Genomic DNA, 19,259 nt, shown 5'->3' with positions numbered 1-19,259 from the left:
GTTTTCGCTCAACCCACCTAGGGAAATCAAGTATTGATCATGAACCTATTAAATACTATCAATATCAGAATTTTTACAATTTGACACAAGTTTTCTCAGAAATCTTATTATTGGGCATGGGGCTAATCAATTCAAAATTCAAAATTCAAAATTAAAGAATTTTGGGCATGGGGCATAGGGCATGGGGCATTGGGCATAAACCATAATCTGTTCCCTGTTCCCCGTTCCCTGTTCCCTCTTGACTAAACATTAAGCTTGCAAGACATCCTGTGGAAATGGCAGACTCTTAGTTAAAGGGAAGCACTCACAGGCCAAGGTAGTGAAATGACTGGATCAACAACGGTTAATAAAGGCGATCGCCTTCTGCATCAAACAGTTCTCGGCTCTCGTAGGTTTAGTAACTACTGGTGGGCAACTGTCGTCACAATGGGAGCTACAGGCTTTTTGTTGGCGGGTTTATCAAGTTACTTGCATATTAATTTACTCATAGTTACTGATCCGACTCAACTGGTATTTGTACCCCAGGGATTAGTAATGGGTTTATATGGTTCGGCTGGCTTATTGTTAGCGTTGTATCTATGGCTATCTATCCTCTGGGATTTAGGAGGTGGCTACAACGATTTCAATAAAGAAACTGGTTACATTAAAATCTTTCGTTGGGGATTTCCTGGCAAAAACCGCCGAATTGAAATAGATTCCCGCATTCAAGATGTACAATCTGTCAGAATTGAAATTCAAGAAGGAATCAATCCTCGTCGTGCCTTGTATTTGCGAGTGAAAGGCCGCCGCGATATCCCCCTAACACGGGTAGGGCAACCTTTATCTTTAGCAGAGTTGGAAACCCAAGGTGCAGAGTTAGCGCGCTTTTTGGAAGTACCTTTAGAGGGATTGTAGGCTAAAAGGTAAGAAGCAGGGGAGCAGGGGAGCAGGGAGCAGGGGGCAGGGGAGCAGGGAGCAGGGGGAAAAGTTTTCTACCCCTTGCCGGCTGAACGAAATTTTGTGTGGGATTTCTAGCTAAGTATCCAAAAAATTACCCTCCACACTCCCCACACTCCCCACACTCCCCACACCTTTTTTCTCTCACCTCCCCTTGCCCCCTGCACCCTGCCCCAATTCCTCTTATATGCCCTATCCCAAAAAAGGCTAAGATACACAGGTTGAGTCAGTGACTGGTAATGCGGTTCAAAGTTTCACAATTCTTGGTTGCTGTTTTGATAGTCGGTGCTTTAATGTTGGGTGGCTGTTCTACAGAGCAGGCTAATTCTTCGCCAGCATCAACAGCTACTGAGACAACCACGACAACAAGTACTGAAACAACGTCAGTATCAGATAATATAAGTGAGAGTATTCCGGGAATGAAAGATTTACCACGTCTTGAAGGTAAAGCTACGGTGGTGATGACGGTTAACGGCTCGCCAATTACCATTGAAGTAGACGGTACAAATGCCCCTATTACGGCTGGTAATTTTGTGGATTTGGTGCAGAAGGGTGTATATGATGGCACAGTTTTCCATCGAGTGGTGCGCCAACCTCAGCCTTTTGTAGTCCAAGGTGGTGATCCCCAAAGTAAAGATCCAAAAGTTCCAGTAGAAAGACTGGGAACAGGGGGCTACATTGATGACAAAACCAAAAATGAGCGTCGTATACCCTTAGAAATTAAGCCGGAAGGGGAAGCTAGCCCACTGTACAGCAAGACCTTTGATCAAGCTCGCATAACTAAAGCACCTCAGTTAACTCATAAACAAGGTGCGGTAGCAATGGCGCGATCGCAGCCACCAGATTCTGCTTCTTCTCAATTTTATTTTGCTTTGGCAGATTTAGGATTTTTAGATGGTAACTATGCCGTATTCGGTTATGTCACCGACGGCTTTGATGTAGTTAACAAAATTCAGCAAGGCGATCGCATTGATTCTGCTAAAGTCACTCAAGGTAGTGAAAATTTAAAAGTTCCACAATAGGGATTGGGAACTGGGGATTGGGGACTTGGGACTGGGGATTGGGGATTGGGGACTGGGGATTGGGGATTTGGAATAGATCACATCCCCTACACCCCTACACCCCTATACCCCTATACCCCTATACCCCTATACCCCTATACCCCTATACCCCTATACCCCTACACCCCTGCCTCTTGGCTACTAAATGGTTGAAGTTGTTGTCACTGGTATTGGTTTAGTTTCTGCCTTGGGTACAAGCTTAGAGGAAAGTTGGCAAAGTTTAATTGCTGGTAAATCGGGAATTAAACTCCATCAACCTTTTCCAGAACTCGCACCACTACCTCTAGGATTAATTAGTCAACAACCAGCGAATTTAAGAATGTTGACACAACAAGTTGTAGATGCAGCCTTGGAAGATGCTGGTTTGTTGACACCTTTACCAAATTGTGCTGTAGTCATTGGCTCAAGTCGTAGTCATCAAGCAATATGGGAAAAGTTGGCTAGGGATATGTATAAAAAATCTCCCAGCCAAGATTTAGATGTGATGGGAGCAAGATTGGAGGATTGGTTAGAGACTTTACCTCACATGAATGCGATCGCATCAGCTAGGCGAATTGGTGCAACGGGGGCAGTTTTAGCACCAATGGCCGCTTGTGCTACGGGAATTTGGGCAATTGCTCAAGCAGCATGGTTAATTCAAACAGGACAATATCAAAGGGCGATCGCTGGGGCAACAGAAGCACCTATTACACCCTTGACTATATCTGGGTTTGAAAAAATGGGTGCTTTAGCCAAAACAGGAGCGTATCCCTTTGACTTACACCGGGAAGGTTTAGTATTGGGTGAAGGAGGGGCTGTATTTGTTTTGGAGTCAAAAGCTTTAGCCCAGAAGCGTCAGGCAAAAATTTATGGTGAAGTTTTAGGTTTTGGTTTCACCGCAGACGCATATCATCCTAATCAGCCAGACTTGGAAGGTAGAGGAGCGATCGCTGCTATCAAACAAGCTCTAGAATACAGTCGCATCCAAGCTGATGATTTAGATTACATTCATGCTCACGGCACAGCTACCCGACTTAATGACCAGATGGAAAGCATTGTCATAAACAAGCTATTTACCGATCCTATAGCAGTTAGTTCCACCAAAGGGGCTACAGGTCATACTCTTGGTGCATCGGGAGCTTTAGGGGTAGCTTTCACCTTATTAGGGATGCAGCATCATATTCTACCCCCCAACATCGGATTACATCAATCAGAATTTGATTTAAATTTAGTCCGAACGGCATATCATAGTCAGATTCGGAAGGCATTATGTTGCAGTTTTGGCTTTGGTGGACAAAATGCTGTAATTGTGCTTAGTAATAGCTAGAGTCAAACAATTTTGGATTTTAGATTTGCGATAGCGTAGCGTTAGCGACGCAGGAGCGTCTTTTAGATTGACCCCGACCACAAGGGTGCGGGGCTTGGGGATTTTAGATTGAAGATTGTAGATTTTTCCACCCACCAGGGGAAGCCACTGCGGTGGACGGGTTTCCCGGCATAAAGGAGGCAGTGCGTTGGGCGGCTTTGCCGACTTGTTCGCCGGAGGCGTTCCCGTAGGGTAGCAACTGCCGTCAAGTGGCGTTGGAGCTTGTAACCCAAAAAATCCAAAATCCAAAATCCAAAATCTAAAATTCGGAGGGTCAATTCCAACAAATTCATTTTTGCAAACTAATTTTTATAAAGAAACTTTAAGTTTCAATAACTACTTATTCAGAGATAGTCAAATTTGGCATTTTCAGGATTTACTGAGATCAGTATGTTAAAGAATGAGCATTAAATTCACTGATTGCAAGAGGAAATCTACTGTCATTCTGCGCCAAATAAGATGTAGCGAATTGAGAGATATAAGGTTTGATAGCAATGCTAAACAACACTGAAATTGGGATTAATCAAGGTGCTAATCTTAAATTAAAACTGGGAGAACAAAAATACGAAATTTTCTCCAGGACAGAAGTTTTACGAAATCTGACAATTGGTAAACCACTAAAATTAAATATTGGGGAATAAATCTCGATTTAGTTGTTAATCTTCTGAAAGTAATTCAATAATTCCAAGAGAATGTAAGCTAGGACTTATGCAATTTGTCATAATCGATAGTTGGTGCGTGACGCTGTAAGTTTTAAGTTTCATGACTAAGTTTAAATACTTCGCAGTGTCACAGACTCTTAAAAAATATGCTAGTTGCATAAATAAGTCTGACAAGCTTAATAGGAAGGAATGACTAATAGGATTATTGAACTATTTAAGAGATTCTACTGAACAGAAGGTTAATTCACCTACAGAATTTACTCAAATGTAATGGTGATTTTAAATCAATACGGTTCAGTTAAGATTTTGATCCCCCCTAACCCCTCTTGAAAAAGGGGGGATCAAGAATCAAATTCCCCCTTAAAAACGGGGATTTAAGGTGATCTGTAATGTTTAAATTTCACTAACTGAACTTTATTGAATTTTCAATAGTCAACAGTCAAAGGTTAGAGATAATTTATAAAGTAAATTGATTTGTAGGGTGCGTTAAAGCAACGTGTAACGCACCGTATGATAGTGGTGCATTACGGCCATATATCATTTACTCACACGCTGAATATTTACTTTATAAATAGGCTCTAATTAAGTAAGTAGAACGGTGTGAATAATTCAAGGTTTGTAGTAGGGACTTTAGTCCTCTCTTAAGGGCTAAAGCCCTTACTACAAGCCAATTCAATTAAATTTTACATTAATTAATGTAGTTTGTTTTTTTCTCTCCGACTTACTTAACTGGTAACTATTGTAATGAGATTGCCACACAGTAATAGCACTAGGCTTTTTAAATGAAAGCTTATCTTATCATGCCTTGTATCTGCAAAGATAAAGTGCATTATCTTGTGCTGGTGTGCATGAGAGTAAATCGAAATGATCAGCAAAAACTACAATTTTTTAGTTGCAATCAAGGTCAACCAACATGAATAAAGTCCAAGCAAAATTTGACGCAACAGCAACTGCATTTCACGTACAAGGTTACGAAAAAATTGATTTTAGTCTTGTCTATGTGAACGGTGTATTTGATATTAGAAACAGAGAAATTGCAGATACCTATGGAAAATTTGGTCGCTGTTTGACTGTAATTGATAGCAATGTCTATGAACTTTACGGCGATCAGATGAGGTCATATTTTCAGCACTATGACATTGAACTGACAGTATTTTCTATCATCATTACTGAGCCTGCTAAAACCCTTGCCAGCTTTGAAAAAATTGTTGATGCTTTTTCAGAGTTCGGTTTAGTGCGTAAAGAACCAGTATTAGTAGTGGGTGGTGGTTTAATTACTGATGTAGCTGGCTTTGCTTGTGCTGCTTACCGTCGCAAGAGTAACTACATTCGCATTCCTACGACATTGATTGGTTTAATTGATGCAGGTGTAGCAATTAAGGTAGCAGTAAATCATCGCAAGTTAAAAAATCGCTTGGGAGCATATCATGCACCTTTGAAAGTGATTCTTGATTTCTCATTTTTGAAAACATTGCCAACAGATCAAGTTCGTAATGGCATGGCAGAGTTAGTCAAAATTGCTGTAGTTGCCAATTCAGAAGTGTTTGAACTCCTATACGAACATGGTAAAGAACTGCTTTCCACCCACTTTGGATATCTAAATGGGACACCAGAGATCAAAGAGATTGCCCATAAAGTTAACTATGAAGCCATCAAAACGATGCTGGAGTTAGAAACTCCCAACCTCCACGAAATCGACCTCGATCGCGTTATTGCCTATGGCCACACTTGGAGTCCTACCCTAGAATTAGCTCCACACGTACCGCTATATCATGGCCATGCCGTGAATATAGACATGGCTTTGTCTGCAACCATTGCCGCACAACGAGGTTATATTCCTACACAAGAGCGCGATCGCATCCTCGATTTAATGAGTCGTATAGGCTTATCACTGGATCATCCTCTACTAGATGAAGATTTACTCTGGTATGCAACCGAATCTATTAGCCTCACGCGAGATGGCAAACAACGCGCAGCTATGCCTCGTCCGATTGGTGAGTGTTTCTTTGTTAACGATTTGACTCGTGAAGAACTAAAGACTGCCTTAGCTGAACACAAAAGTTTGTGTGCTAAATATCCTCGTGGGGGAGAAGGCATAGACGCATACATTGAAACTCAACAAGCCCGACTATTGGGGGTGTAAATCCATGACAAATGTTCTCAAATTACCCACAGCTAGACCAATTACCCCACACAGTATCTTAGTAGCCCAGCTACAGCAAACTTTCAAATTAGCACAACAACAAAACATTCCCCCGCAGATATTAGATTCTTTGCAGGAAGCACTGCAATTAGCAGAGGGTTTAGATCCCTACTTGGACGATTACACCACCCCAGAATCGAAGGCATTAACAGCATTGGCACAAAAAACCAGCCAAGAAGATTGGAGCAAACGTTTCAGTGATGGGGAAACAGTCCGTCAACTAGAACAGGAAATGCTCTCAGGACATCTGGAAGGACAAACATTAAAAATGTTTGTTCATATGATCAAAGCCAAGCGGATTCTAGAAGTAGGAATGTTTACAGGATATTCAGCTTTGGCAATGGCAGAAGCATTACCCAAAGATGGGGAACTGATAGCTTGTGAAGTAGATTCCTATGTTGCCGAATTTGCTCAAAGTTGTTTTGATGAATCTCCTGACGGTTATAAAATCGTTGTGGAAGTAGCACCAGCCTTAGAGACACTCCACAAACTAGCCGCCAAAAAAGCATCGTTTGATTTTATCTTCATAGATGCCGATAAAAAAGAGTATGTAGAGTACTTCCAGACTATTTTGGCGAGTGAGTTACTAGCTATTGATGGGTTGATGTGTGTAGATAACACTTTGTTGCAAGGACAAGTTTACCTTCCATCAGAACAACGTACCTCCAACGGTGCAGCGATCGCTGATTTTAACTCTATTGTCGCCGCCGATCCTCGTGTAGAGCAAGTTTTGCTTCCTATACGAGATGGTGTGACTTTAATTAGACGCGTAGTGTAGCGAAGACAGTTCTTCAAGCAACTTTGCGGAGTTAGTAGTCAAAGCTTTAGCCCTCAACTCAAGGACTAAAGTCCTTACTACTAACTGAATCAACACAAAGGAAAAACTTATGTCACAATCAATCTCTTTATCTTTGCCTCAATCTACAACCTCTACAACAAGTATGGGGGTAAAGATAGTAACTCTATTCAAGACTGTTGGGACTCTGACATTATTATTCATCGCCTTACCATTCAATGCTTTGATAGTATTGATATCTTTGTTGTGCCGCCCATTTAGGCAAAAACCTGCCGTAGTTGCTCATCCTCAGACTATCTTGGTGAGTGGCGCAAAGATGACTAAAGCATTACAACTAGCTCGCTGCTTCCATGCAGTCGGACACCGAGTAATTCTAATTGAAAGTCATAAATACTGGTTGTCTGGACATAGATTTTCCCAAGCTGTGAGTCGTTTTTATACTGTTCCTGCACCACAATCAGATCCAGAAGGTTACATTCAGGCACTAGTAGAAATAGTCAAGAAAGAAAAGGTTGATGTTTATGTACCTGTATGTAGTCCTGTCGCTAGTTACTACGACTCTTTAGCCAAGCCTGCACTATCAGAATATTGTGAAGTATTCCACTTTGATGCAGATATTACCAAGATGCTAGATGATAAATTTGCCTTCTCAGAGCAGGCGCGATCGCTCGGTTTATCTGTACCCAAATCTTTTAAAATTACAGATCCTCAACAAGTGATCAATTTTGATTTTAGTCAAGAAAGCCGCAAATATATTCTCAAAAGTATTAATTATGACTCCGTTCGCCGCTTAAATTTAACCAAACTTCCCTGCGACACCCCAGAAGCAACAGCCGCCTTTGTTAACAGTTTACCCATCAGTCCTGAAACACCTTGGATTATGCAAGAGTTTATTCCAGGTAAGGAGTTATGTACACATAGTACAGTCCGGGACGGAGAATTAAGATTGCATTGCTGTTGTAATTCTTCTGCATTTCAAATCAACTATGAAAACGTCGAAAATCCCCAAATTCGTCAATGGGTGCTAAAGTTCGTCAAAAGTTTACGGCTGACTGGACAAGTTTCTTTTGACTTTATCCAAGCTGAAGACGGGACAGTTTACGCCATTGAATGTAATCCCCGGACTCATTCAGCAATCACGATGTTTTACAATCATCCCGGTGTTGCAGATGCCTATTTTGGTAAAACTCCCCTAGCTCAACCCCTAGAACCCCTAGCCAGTAGCAAACCTACTTACTGGTTATATCACGAAATTTGGCGATTAACTGGTATCCGTTCGTGGAAACAATTGCAAACATCAATCCGTACTTTATGGCGCGGTACTGATGCGATTTATTGTTTTGATGACCCTGTACCATTTTTGACTTTGTATCATTGGCAGATACCCTTACTTTTACTGAAGAATCTGCAACAACTCAAAGGATGGGTAAAAATAGACTTCAATATTGGCAAATTAGTGGAATTAGGTGGAGACTAAAATAATTCGTAATTCCCTACGGGTAGTCTGTGAGAAGAATTTGCAATTGTTAAATAGGGGTATCTTCGTCTTTGTGCCTTAGTGGTAAGACGTAGAACCAAGAATGAAATTATACACAAGTAAGCAATGTAATTATGTCAGGACTGCGTATTCTGCAATTGGTTGGGTCTGCATACAGTCATTTTTACTGTGATTTGTCGCGGCTTTATGCTCAAGATTGTTTAAGGGCTATGACAGGAGAGCGATCGCCTTATGAATTTGAGATTGCATATGTTACACCGGATCTTCAGTGGCGATTTCCTGATTCTCTGAGTTTAGGAGATATTGCTGCTGCTCAACCGATGGCTGTGTTTGATGCTGTGGAGTTGATCACAAAGCAAAACATTGACTTGGTGTTACCCCAAATGTTTTGTATTCCTGGTATGACTCACTACCGGGCTTTATTTGACTTGTTGAAGATTCCTTATGTTGGTAATACTCCTGATGTTATGGCGATCGCTGCCCACAAAGCTAGAGCTAAAGCAATTGTTGCCGCAGCAGGAGTGAAAGTTCCTCGTGGGGAACTGCTGCGCCCAGGAGACATCCCGACAATTCCACCTCCAGCAGTCGTCAAACCTGCCAGTGCTGATAATTCTCTGGGGGTAGTATTAGTTAAAGATGTGAGTGAATATGATGCTGCCTTAAAGGAAGCATTTGCATATGCTGAGGAGGTGATTGTGGAAACATTCATCGAACTTGGTCGAGAAGTCAGATGCGGTATTATTGTGCAGCAAGGGGAGTTAGTAGGTTTACCTTTGGAGGAGTATTTGGTAGACCCCAAGGAAAAACCCATTCGTAACTATGGTGATAAACTCCAACAAACGGAGGATGGTAACTTGCGTTTGACTGCTAAAGATAATATTAAAGCTTGGATACTAGACCCTAGCGACCCCATCACCAAAACAGTTCAGCAAGTAGCTAAAAAGTGTCATCAGGCTTTGGGTTGTCGCCATTACAGTTTATTTGATTTCCGCATCGACCCCAAGGGAGAGCCTTGGTTTTTAGAAGCTGGGTTGTATTGTTCCTTCGCCCCGAAAAGTGTGATTTCCTGTATGGCAAAAGCGGCGGGAATCTCTGTGAATGAATTGCTAGCGATCGCCATTGATCAAACTTTTACTAACCATACAATGATGTCTTTGTCAAGATAAAATTTGTAATCTTTTTCCCCAAACCCGTCAACAAAACTGCCTTTTGCAAAAATAGATATGATATAAAAGTCCATAAAACTTCAAAAAGATTCACCAAATGCTGATTAACTCCTCTGGCTTATCCAAGGTCAAGGACTCAGTTACAGAGAAAATCTTCTTTGGTAATGAACCTAGTGCCGAGTTAATCGGTATCCTGACCGTTTATTTTGTCCAAGGGATTTTAGGCTTGGCACGTCTAGCCGTTAGTTTCTTCCTCAAAGATGAATTGTCACTGAGTCCTGTTCAGGTATCGGCACTATTGGGAATTGTCGCCTTACCTTGGATTATCAAACCAATATTTGGTTTTATCTCAGATGGTTTACCTATATTCGGCTACCGTCGCCGTCCTTACTTGGTGCTATCGGGGATACTTGGTGCAATATCTTGGGTGAGTTTAGCGACTATAGTTCATGATAGATGGGCAGCAACAATTGCGATCGCTCTCGGTTCTCTTTCCGTAGCCGTTAGTGATGTGATTGTTGACTCATTAGTTGTAGAACGAGCCAGAGTAGAATCCCAAGCTGATGCCGGTTCACTACAATCATTATGTTGGGGAGCTTCAGCTTTAGGTGGCTTAATCACAGCATATTTTAGTGGGCTACTTTTGGAACACTTCACAACCCGCACTGTATTTTGGATTACAGCCACATTTCCTTTACTCGTGTCTGGTGTAGCTTGGTTAATTGCTGAATCTCCAGTCAGTCAAGATACTAGCCATCAAAACAACAATCTCAGCCTTAAGTATCAATTAGGACAACTACGTCAAGCCATTACCCAAAAAAGCATTTGGCTACCAACAGCATTTGTATTTATTTGGCAAGCTACCCCAACCGCCGATGCAGCGTTTTTCTTCTTTACTACCAACGAACTCCACTTTGAACCAGAATTTTTAGGACGGGTGCGCTTGGTGACAAGTCTAGCCGCTCTAATTGGCGTTTGGATTTTTCAGCGTTTCTTAAAAAGTGTGCCATTCCGAGTTATTTTTGGTTGGAGTACAGTCATTTCTGCCGCCTTGGGAATGACAATGTTACTGTTGGTGACACACACAAACCGAGCTTTAGGCATAGATGACCACTGGTTTAGCCTTGGCGATAGCTTGGTTCTCACAGTCATGGGGCAAATTGCCTATATGCCTGTATTAGTTTTAGCAGCAAGACTCTGCCCTCCAGGAGTAGAAGCCAGCTTATTTGCTTTGTTAATGTCAGTGTCAAACTTAGCTGGGATGGTTTCTTACGAGTTTGGGGCTGTAATTATGCACTGGCTAGGCATCACCGAAACAAATTTTCATTCCCTTTGGCTGTTGGTACTAATCACTAATCTCAGTACACTACTGCCGTTACCCTTTCTCAACTGGCTACCTGGTCATGATTTAGAAATTGAGACATAGGCAGTAGGGGGCAGGGAGCAGGGGGCAGGGAGCAGGGGGCAGGGAGCAGGGGGCAGGGGAAGACAAGGTAGACAAGGGGGACAAGGTAGATTATATGCCCAATGCCCAATGCCCAATGCCCAATGCCCAATGCCCAATGCCCAATAATTATGAATTACGAATTAACATTGTATGCAAAGTTTTGAAATGCCACAAAAAGCTATTTTAGAAAAATCCTATACTCGTGAAGATTGGCAAGGGGGATATCAATCTCTTAAGGAAGAGTTTGATTATTGGATTGATGATATAGAAGGAGAAATCCCACCACAATTGCAAGGTACATTGTTCAGAAACGGGCCGGGATTATTGGATATTAATGGGCAAAGTATCCATCATCCTTTTGATGGTGATGGGATGATTAGCCGTATTACTTTTATCAATGGTCGCGCTCATTTTCGTAATCGCTTTGTGCGTACAGAAGGCTATTTAGCAGAACAAAAAGCGGGTAAAATTATCTATCGTGGTGTATTTGGCACACAAAAACCCGGCGGTTTATTAGCTAATATCTTTGACTTTAAAATTAAAAATATTGCTAATACTAACGTTATTTATTGGGGTGATAAATTATTGGCGTTATGGGAAGCTGCTGAACCTCATCGTCTTGACCCCTACACCTTAGAAACTTTAGGTAAAGAATATTTCAATGGGGTTTTGTCAGAGGGCGAAGCTTTCAGCGCACATCCCCGTTTTGATCCTAGTTGTATTTCAGATAATGGCGCACCTTGTCTGGTGAATTTTTCGATTAAACCGGGACTATCTACTACAATTACAATTTTTGAATTAGACCCAACAGGTAAAATTATTAGAAAGCACGCTCATAATGTGCCGGGATTTTGTTTTATTCACGATTTTGTGATTACTCCTCATCACTGCATCTTTTTTCAAAATCCTGTTGTTTTTAATCCTATACCTTTTGTTTTGGGGATGCGTTCGGCTGGTGAATGTATTAAATTTCAGCCAAATCAACCGACTCGCATTATAGTTATTCCGCGTTTTCCTCAAGAGGAAAATAATAAAGTGAAAATTCTAGAAACACAATCAGGTTTTGTGTTTCATCACGTTAATGCTTTTGCTGTGGGAGATGAAATTTTTATTGACTCAATTTGTTATGATTCTTTACCAGCAGTAGAACCAGAAAGTGATTTTCGTCAAGTAGATTTTGATGCTGGTTCTCCTGGAAAATTGTGGCGTTTTCATCTGCATCTTCAGGATGGGACAGTAAAACGTAAATTAATTGAGGCTCGTTGTTGTGAATTTCCTACCATACATCCTGATCATGTAGGACGTAACTACAGATATATTTATATAGGTGCAGGTCATGCAACAGGTGTGAATGCTCCACTACAAGCATTACTAAAGATTGATTTAGAGTCTGGAGAAAGACAACTTTGGAGTGCTGCACCCCGTGGTTTTATGGGTGAACCGATTTTTGTACCACGTCCAGATGCTGAAACAGAAGATGATGGTTGGTTGCTAGCTGTCGTGTATGATGCTGCTCATCATCGCTCAGATGTAGTGATTTTAGATGCTCGTGATTTGAATCAAGGTGCGATCGCTCGACTACATTTAAAACATCATATACCCTATGGTCTGCATGGCAGCTTTACCTCTGAGGTATTTTGTCCCCATAGTCCCGGTTAATCTGCTGCTTGTTGTTGTAATTGTTGCACAACTTCTACTGGTAAAGTAGTTATACGAGCGATCGCATCAATTGTCATGCCCTCTGCTAACAAGTTGAGGGCTATTTCGCGCGCTTTCTGCTGGCTTCCCTCATATATCCCTTCCTGTCTACCTTCCTGTCTACCTTCCTGTCTACCTTCCTGTCTACCCTGCTGCTTACCTCTTTCTATACCTTCCTGTTGAGCTTCTTCTACAATCATTTGATAAATCACTGACTCCCGCATAATGTCCCTCCTGAGTAAACGTTGAATTACCTCTTTTTCTAATACTAACCCAGCTAATATTGCTGCTGATGCTGAAAGATTATTTTGTAATCGCCGGTCAGGAATGCTATCAATAACAGTTCCCACATCTTGTAGTGTGTTGATTTTATTATCAGTATTACTTAAAACTGCGAAGGGAAGTAAGCCTGGTGTTCTGAGGAATAGTTCTGGGGGTTGCTCCCATAAACGAATGACTGTAAATTCATGTTGTAAATTCTGGATATTAAAAGTTGTTTGATATACCAGTTCAGATGTAGTTGGCTTTAAGTAGATAACTACCTGAAGCATCCGTTTTTCAGGAAAGCGGCGATATACACGCAAGCGATAATCTGCCATCCGAAAGGGAATATTTTCATCAGGCTGAGTTTGAAATTCAAGATGCAGCACAACTTCATCAGATTGCAGCAATATTAAAGCATCGGCTCTAATGGGTTCTAAAGATAATTCTTTAGGGCTTAACTCGGTGAGAGTGATAGGTTCACCTAACAACCAAGTAGCAAAGTCTGAAGAAAAAGTTTCAGCGATGAACTTACAAATGTTATCGAACACAGAAAGGTTTAATTTTGACTGTAAGTCTTTAATTTACCCTATTTCGCACCTCCAGCTTGACTGGACAAAGATAAAAATGTAACAAAAACTACAAAATTCTCATTTTTCGCAAAAACGCGAGATAGGCTAGGGATATATGTATCCGGTTCGCTAAAAACCGCGATTAGGAGAAAATCTTATGGTTTCATCCCCTATCACTCCCTTAGAAGCTGCTACTCCAGCACATATTTGTCCATTTGACCAAGCTTGTAGTTATTTAGAAGCAGCCGGGAAGGAGTTAAGGTTAGATCAAGGTATTTTAGAAATTCTCAGTCATCCGCGTAAGGTGGTGACAGTTTCCATTCCCGTAAAATTAGATAATGGTGACATCCGCGTACTAGCAGGACACCGAGTACAACATTCTGATGTTTTAGGCCCCTACAAAGGTGGAACTCGATATCATCCGGCTGTAACGCTGCGGGAAGTCTCGGCTTTAGCTATGCTGATGACTTGGAAATGTGCGCTATTGGGTATACCTTATGGTGGTGCTAAGGGAGGTATCGCCATTGACCCACAAAATTATAGCGTGGGTGAATTAGAACGGATTACTCGCCGCTATACTAGTGAATTAATTAAAGATATCGGCCCTTCAACAGATATACCTGCGCCAGATATGGGAACTTCAGCCCGTGAAATGGCTTGGATGATGGATACTTATTCTGTGAATGTCGGTCATGCTGTACCGGGAGTTGTCACCGGTAAACCGTTGTCTATCGGTGGTTCACTGGGACGGGAAATGGCTACTGGACGGGGTGTAATGATTATCGTCCGGGAAGCCTTAGCAGATATGGGCAAATCTTTGGAGGGAATGCGAGTAGTCATTCAAGGTTTTGGTAATGTGGGAGGTGCAGCCGCCGAGTTACTTTACCAAGCAGGAGCGAAAATTATCGCTGTTTCAACAGGTACAGGTGGGGTTTACTCATCTCATGGTTTAGATATTCCAGCATTAAAAGCTTATGCTGCCGAAAATCGTAGAAGTCTGGTAGGTTTCCCCAAAGCATCGGCTATTAGTAATGCAGAGTTATTAACTTTGCGTTGTGATGTTTTAATCCCAGCCGCCTTAGAAAACCAAATCACCGCAGAAAATGCCCACGAAGTACGGGCGCAAATTGTTGCCGAAGCCGCTAATGGCCCGGTAACTTTAGAAGCTAACCGCATTTTAGAAGCTCAGGGTGTGACTGTATTACCCGACATCTTAGCCAACGCTGGTGGTGTGGTGGTAAGTTACCTGGAATGGGTGCAAGGTCTTTCTTACCTATTTTGGGATGAAGTACGTGTGAACCACGAAATGGAACACTTAATGGTGCAAGCCTATCAACAGGTAGTGAAACAGTCAAAAATGCGGCAAGTTCCCTTGCGGTTAGCAGCTTATACCCTGGGGGTAGGTAGAGTAGCCCAAGCATTGCGTGATAGGGGTTTATATCCTTAACTTTTTAGAAATAGAGGTGACAGATACAGTTAACAATTAACAGTTATCAGTGATCAGTTAATTATTTCCTCATAACTAAGTAGAACGGTGTAAATAATTAAAGGTTTGTAGTAAGGACTTTAGTCCTATCTTAAAAACTAAAGTCCTCACTACGAACTAAATTCAATTTTTTTACATTACTTTACATAGTTTGGTTTTTTCAAGTCGTTCTACTTACCTTGGCTGTTGGTATCTTAGGAAAGGAGAAAAATGTTTCTCCTTCTCCTTCTTCTGTAATTACGAATTACGTAAAGCCTGCGGTATAGCTGCGCTTAGAGCGTAGCGGAGGGAGTATCGTTACAAATTACGAATTACGAATTACGAATTAAAATAGCATTCCAAATTTTTGTTTCGGATTAGCAACGCTAGAAGAAATAAACTTTTTGACAAACAAGATACAACAGGCAATACGTTCAGTTTGCCGAAAGCCTAAAATATCTTGCAGCAACCTATAAAATGTTCTTTGACTGTTAGCTTTAAAATCTGGGAACATTACCAAAGCTTTTTCTAAGAACATTAAGTATTGAGCATAATCCAAGAATAAAGCTTCTCTAGCTAGTTCAAAATATGATTTTGCTAATGCGTGGCGATATGTTCTTGATAGTTGATTTCTTTGCAATAGTTTCTGTTCTACTTTCTGCAATACTAGATGGTGACTTTTTAACCAACGACGTTTAGAAGCCGTGGAAACTGTTACAGAACCATGCCTTCTGTAGATAGCATAACAGCCTGGTTGATAAGCAACTTTAGCTCCATTCATTACCACTGATAGAAAAAAATCTCTATCTTGTGCAGCAGCTAAATTTTCATCCCATCCCCCACTCTTTTGAACTGCGCTCCTCTTATACATTAAACTAGCTAAAGCTACCCACCAATTTGCTAATAAAGCAGCTAAAATGTCTTTTTTTACTGCGGAGATTTCTATTTTATCTAGGAAAATAGAACCATCAGATAAATGATGCTGATGTCTCCAGTCACTATAAACAACATCTGCTCCTGTTGCTTCTAAACAATTGACTTGCTGTTCTATCTTATCCGGTAAAATATAATCATCAGCATCTAAGTATTGAATGTACTCTCCTTGAGATAAATCAAAGCCTCGATTGCGAGCGTAATTACCTCCTTTATGGGGATAACTACGCCAAATGATTTTATCGCCGTAGCTTTTAATAATTTCTAAGGAATTATCTGTAGAACCATCATCGATGACAATGATTTCAAGATGAGAATAGGTTTGTTGTAAGCAGCTATCAATTGCCTCAGCTAACCATTTCTCAGCATTAAAACAAGGTATAATTATCGAAACTTGCTTGGGCATATTAATTCTCTGTCTTTCATCTTAAATCTGTCTTGATGCGAATACTTTATTTATACAAAGGTATTCTCCATGAGAGTAATTTAGGCTGTAACTGGGAAGTATGGAGTAAGACTGACGGGGCGACATTTAATTTGCATATTCACATTGCAGGGTGGCAGGGGACAGGGGGCAAGGGTTTACAGCTTTTTTAGACAAATGAAATGATGTAACTGATAGGTGTAACAGCTTATTATGTTTGAAGGCAACTTACTATTACTTTGTATTTTTCAGATTGTTTGACAAAAAAAGTCTTAAGTTTAGTATACAATTGGTTAATATAGAAATCTGTCGTGATTTTTACAATTGATTTTTAGCATATGCTAAATCTATATTAAACCTGCATAATCTTATTTACTCTGATTGTTTAATCATTAACATAAATTGAGTATAAAAGAATTATTTTTATTATTCAATAAAAAATTTAATAATCTGACTATGGATATATTTTAAGATAAATTTCCTGTAGCACATTTAATAAATGAGTATATTATTATGTCCCTGACTGAAGAGATTCTCTCCCAACTACCTGGTAATGTTTTAGGCGGTTTGCGTCGTGCTGATAGTATCCTCAAATCTATCAGAGAAAATACTGCACCAGTTCCTTTAGTAGTGAAAGAAAACCAACAGTCTTTAGGTGCTGTAGACTGGGATGTAATTATTTGTGGTGGTACATTAGGGATTTTAATTGGTTGCGCCTTAGCGGTGCGGGGACTACGGGTGGCGTTGCTGGAAAGGGGTATTTTACAGGGGAGAGAACAGGAGTGGAATATTTCCCGTCAGGAATTAGAGGTATTTGTGGAATTGAACTTGCTGAGTGAGGAAGAATTGGCAAGTGCGATCGCAACACAATACAATCCAGCTAGAGTTAAATTTAAAGATGGTGCAGAGGTTTGGGTAGAAAATGTCTTGAATATTGGTGTAGATCCAGTTTATTTATTAGCTACCCTGAAAACCAAATTTATCGCCTCTGGCGGTGTATTATTAGAAAATACCCCCTTTAGCGATGTAGTAATTCACCCAGATGGGGTAATAGTTAATCATCAATACAAAGCTAAATTATTACTTGATGCAATGGGACATCTTTCCCCCATTACCCAACAAGCACGTCAAGGTAAAAAACCTGATGCCCTGTGCTTAGTAGTAGGAAGTTGCGCTCAAGGTTTTCCAGAAAATAATACTGGAGATTTAATTTTATCATTTACATCTTTACAGCATCAATGTCAGTATTTTTGGGAAGCATTCCCGGCTAGAGATGGTAGAACGACGTATTTATTTACATATCTGGATGCCCATCCCCAACGCTTGAGCTTAGAAGATTTGTTTGGTGAATATCTGCGTTTATTACCAGAATATCAGGGTGTGGAATTACAACAGCTAAAATTTCAACGTGCTTTGTTTGGTTTCTTCCCAAGTTATCGCCAAAGTCCCCTGCAAACTCCTTGGCATCGCATTTTACCAGTGGGAGATAGTAGTGGAAATCAGTCACCTTTAAGTTTTGGTGGTTTTGGTGCAATGGTACGCCATCTTCAACGATTAACAATTGGCATTGATGAGGCATTAAAAACTGAGCAAATATCTGCAAAAGCGTTGGCGCAATTGCAACCATATCAACCTAATTTAAGTGTAACTTGGTTATTTCAAAAAGCTATGAGTGTTGGTGTGAATCAGACAATTCCACCAGAGCGAATCAATCAATTACTTTCGGCGGTATTTGAGGAAATGCAGCAGTTAGGAATGCCAGTTTTAAAGCCATTCTTACAAGATATAGTGCAGTTTTCTGCTTTAACTCAAACATTAGTAAAAACTGGTTTAAATCATCCGGGTTTAGTTGCTCAAATAATCCCGCAAGTGGGTTTCATTAACTTGTTAGATTGGTTATTGCATTACAGCAATTTAGGTGTTTATTCTGTCTTATTTGCTGTTAGCCCAATATTAGAAGCATGGATAAAAAATTTACCAACCCCACAGCAATATTATTGGCATCGCTTAATTGATAGTTGGAAATATGGTGCGGGGAAAGACTATTTTAATTCGTAATTCGTAATTCGTAATTCGTAATTCCTAATTATTGGGCATTGGGCATTGGGCATTGGGCATGGCACGCTTGTTAAGCTGAAACCTCGTCAGGGAAGGGTGTGCTTGGTGTGCTTGGTGTGTGAGGTGTGGGATGTTGGAGAACAAATCTTTCCCCCCACACTCCCTCCTCCCTTGTCTCCCTTGTCTCCCTTGTCTTCCCCTGCCCCCTGCCCCCTGCCCCCTGCCGTCTATGTGTAGGTTTATTTTGGAGAATTGGTATTAGCTAGACACTCACCCAAATACTACCTTCTTCAATGCGGGTGGGAAATACAGATATTGGTTTTTCTTTGGAAATCATGCCCATTACCTTGCCAATACCGGGGGGAAAGGGAGTCCATTCTTTAGGATTACCTGTGGATAAGTCAAAAGCACTACGATGGAATGGGCAGACAATTGCACCATCATCTGTAATTTTGCCTTTCTGTAAGGGTAACTTGAGGTGGGGACAGGAATTTTCTACGGCAAAGATTTGATTATTGTGGTGAAGTAACAAGATGTTGCGTTGTTCTACTTTCACCACTTTACGGGCGTTTGGTGGTAGTTCATCTGCGGGAATCACTTTAACCCAGTTCATTGATACCTCTCTTGATCTTTAAAGGATGCAGCCTATTTAAACGTGTGCCTCGGTTGGAGACTCACGTATTGAAATACATCATCTCACAACATCAAGAGACGCTTATCATTAACGTGAGTTC

Annotated in this window: 15 protein-coding genes; 12 read left to right on the top strand and 3 right to left on the bottom strand. The window is 40.9% G+C overall.

Annotation, left to right across the window (positions count from 1 at the left end; all coding sequences use genetic code 11):
- Window positions 1–324 precede the first annotated feature (324 nt).
- The 10 genes from ACPZ3T_RS28355 to ACPZ3T_RS28310 all read left to right on the top strand — a co-directional run bounded on the left by ACPZ3T_RS28355 (window position 325) and on the right by ACPZ3T_RS28310 (window position 12,773).
- A complete protein-coding gene (locus ACPZ3T_RS28355; RefSeq protein ID WP_490272760.1) occupies window positions 325–894 on the top strand; it encodes a photosystem I assembly protein Ycf4 in 570 nt (189 codons plus the stop codon).
- 281 nt (window positions 895–1,175) lie between these two features.
- Window positions 1,176–1,958 carry a peptidylprolyl isomerase gene (locus ACPZ3T_RS28350; protein ID WP_490272759.1) on the top strand — a complete coding sequence of 261 codons (783 nt, stop codon included), beginning with the start codon at window positions 1,176–1,178 and terminating at the stop codon, window positions 1,956–1,958.
- 184 nt (window positions 1,959–2,142) lie between these two features.
- Window positions 2,143–3,303, top strand: coding sequence for a beta-ketoacyl-ACP synthase (locus tag ACPZ3T_RS28345; protein WP_490272758.1), 1,161 nt, complete (start codon window positions 2,143–2,145; stop codon window positions 3,301–3,303).
- Window positions 3,304–3,836: 533 nt separating this feature from the next.
- A complete protein-coding gene (locus ACPZ3T_RS28340) occupies window positions 3,837–3,983 on the top strand; it encodes a hypothetical protein (RefSeq protein ID WP_490272757.1) in 147 nt (48 codons plus the stop codon).
- A gap of 934 nt (window positions 3,984–4,917) precedes the next feature.
- Window positions 4,918–6,147 carry a sedoheptulose 7-phosphate cyclase gene (locus ACPZ3T_RS28335; protein ID WP_490272756.1) on the top strand — a complete coding sequence of 410 codons (1,230 nt, stop codon included), beginning with the start codon at window positions 4,918–4,920 and terminating at the stop codon, window positions 6,145–6,147.
- Between the two features lie 4 nt (window positions 6,148–6,151).
- Entirely contained in the window at window positions 6,152–6,985 is an 834-nt protein-coding gene (locus tag ACPZ3T_RS28330; RefSeq protein WP_490272755.1) for an O-methyltransferase, read from the top strand.
- 109 nt (window positions 6,986–7,094) lie between these two features.
- Window positions 7,095–8,480, top strand: a complete 1,386-nt coding sequence (locus ACPZ3T_RS28325) for an ATP-grasp domain-containing protein (protein ID WP_490272754.1) — start codon at window positions 7,095–7,097, stop codon at window positions 8,478–8,480.
- 134 nt (window positions 8,481–8,614) lie between these two features.
- The gene (locus ACPZ3T_RS28320) at window positions 8,615–9,667 is read left to right on the top strand and encodes a D-alanine--D-alanine ligase family protein (RefSeq protein WP_490272753.1); all 1,053 of its coding nucleotides are present in this window, start codon (window positions 8,615–8,617) and stop codon (window positions 9,665–9,667) included.
- Window positions 9,668–9,764: 97 nt separating this feature from the next.
- Window positions 9,765–11,093: a folate/biopterin family MFS transporter gene (locus tag ACPZ3T_RS28315; protein ID WP_490272752.1), complete on the top strand. Its 1,329-nt coding sequence runs from the start codon at window positions 9,765–9,767 to the stop codon at window positions 11,091–11,093.
- Window positions 11,094–11,264: 171 nt separating this feature from the next.
- The gene (locus ACPZ3T_RS28310; RefSeq protein WP_490272751.1) at window positions 11,265–12,773 is read left to right on the top strand and encodes a carotenoid oxygenase family protein; all 1,509 of its coding nucleotides are present in this window, start codon (window positions 11,265–11,267) and stop codon (window positions 12,771–12,773) included.
- On the opposite strand, the gene ACPZ3T_RS28305 is transcribed toward ACPZ3T_RS28310, so the two are convergent.
- Window positions 12,770–13,624 (bottom strand): Rpn family recombination-promoting nuclease/putative transposase, encoded by an 855-nt coding sequence (locus ACPZ3T_RS28305; RefSeq protein WP_490272750.1) that lies wholly within the window; start codon window positions 13,622–13,624, stop codon window positions 12,770–12,772. The genes ACPZ3T_RS28310 and ACPZ3T_RS28305 overlap by 4 nt on opposite strands.
- A gap of 178 nt (window positions 13,625–13,802) precedes the next feature.
- Here ACPZ3T_RS28305 and ACPZ3T_RS28300 point away from each other — a divergent pair, with 178 nt between their 5' ends.
- Window positions 13,803–15,092, top strand: a complete 1,290-nt coding sequence (locus tag ACPZ3T_RS28300; protein WP_490272749.1) for a Glu/Leu/Phe/Val family dehydrogenase — start codon at window positions 13,803–13,805, stop codon at window positions 15,090–15,092.
- Between the two features lie 364 nt (window positions 15,093–15,456).
- Here the strand turns inward: ACPZ3T_RS28300 and ACPZ3T_RS28295 are convergent, their stop codons facing one another.
- Window positions 15,457–16,449: a glycosyltransferase gene (locus tag ACPZ3T_RS28295; protein WP_490272748.1), complete on the bottom strand. Its 993-nt coding sequence runs from the start codon at window positions 16,447–16,449 to the stop codon at window positions 15,457–15,459.
- A gap of 531 nt (window positions 16,450–16,980) precedes the next feature.
- Here ACPZ3T_RS28295 and ACPZ3T_RS28290 point away from each other — a divergent pair.
- A complete protein-coding gene (locus tag ACPZ3T_RS28290; protein WP_490272747.1) occupies window positions 16,981–18,525 on the top strand; it encodes an NAD(P)/FAD-dependent oxidoreductase in 1,545 nt (514 codons plus the stop codon).
- Window positions 18,526–18,787: 262 nt separating this feature from the next.
- On the opposite strand, the gene ACPZ3T_RS28285 is transcribed toward ACPZ3T_RS28290, so the two are convergent.
- Complete coding sequence (locus ACPZ3T_RS28285; protein ID WP_490272746.1) at window positions 18,788–19,138, bottom strand: Rieske (2Fe-2S) protein; 351 nt, start codon at window positions 19,136–19,138, stop codon at window positions 18,788–18,790.
- Between the last annotated feature and the right edge of the window lie 121 nt (window positions 19,139–19,259).

Source organism: Aliinostoc maniaoense, from assembly GCF_058172895.1.
The sequence above is the reverse complement of the archived record's forward strand: the minus strand, read 5'-3'. Positions and strand labels throughout refer to the sequence as shown.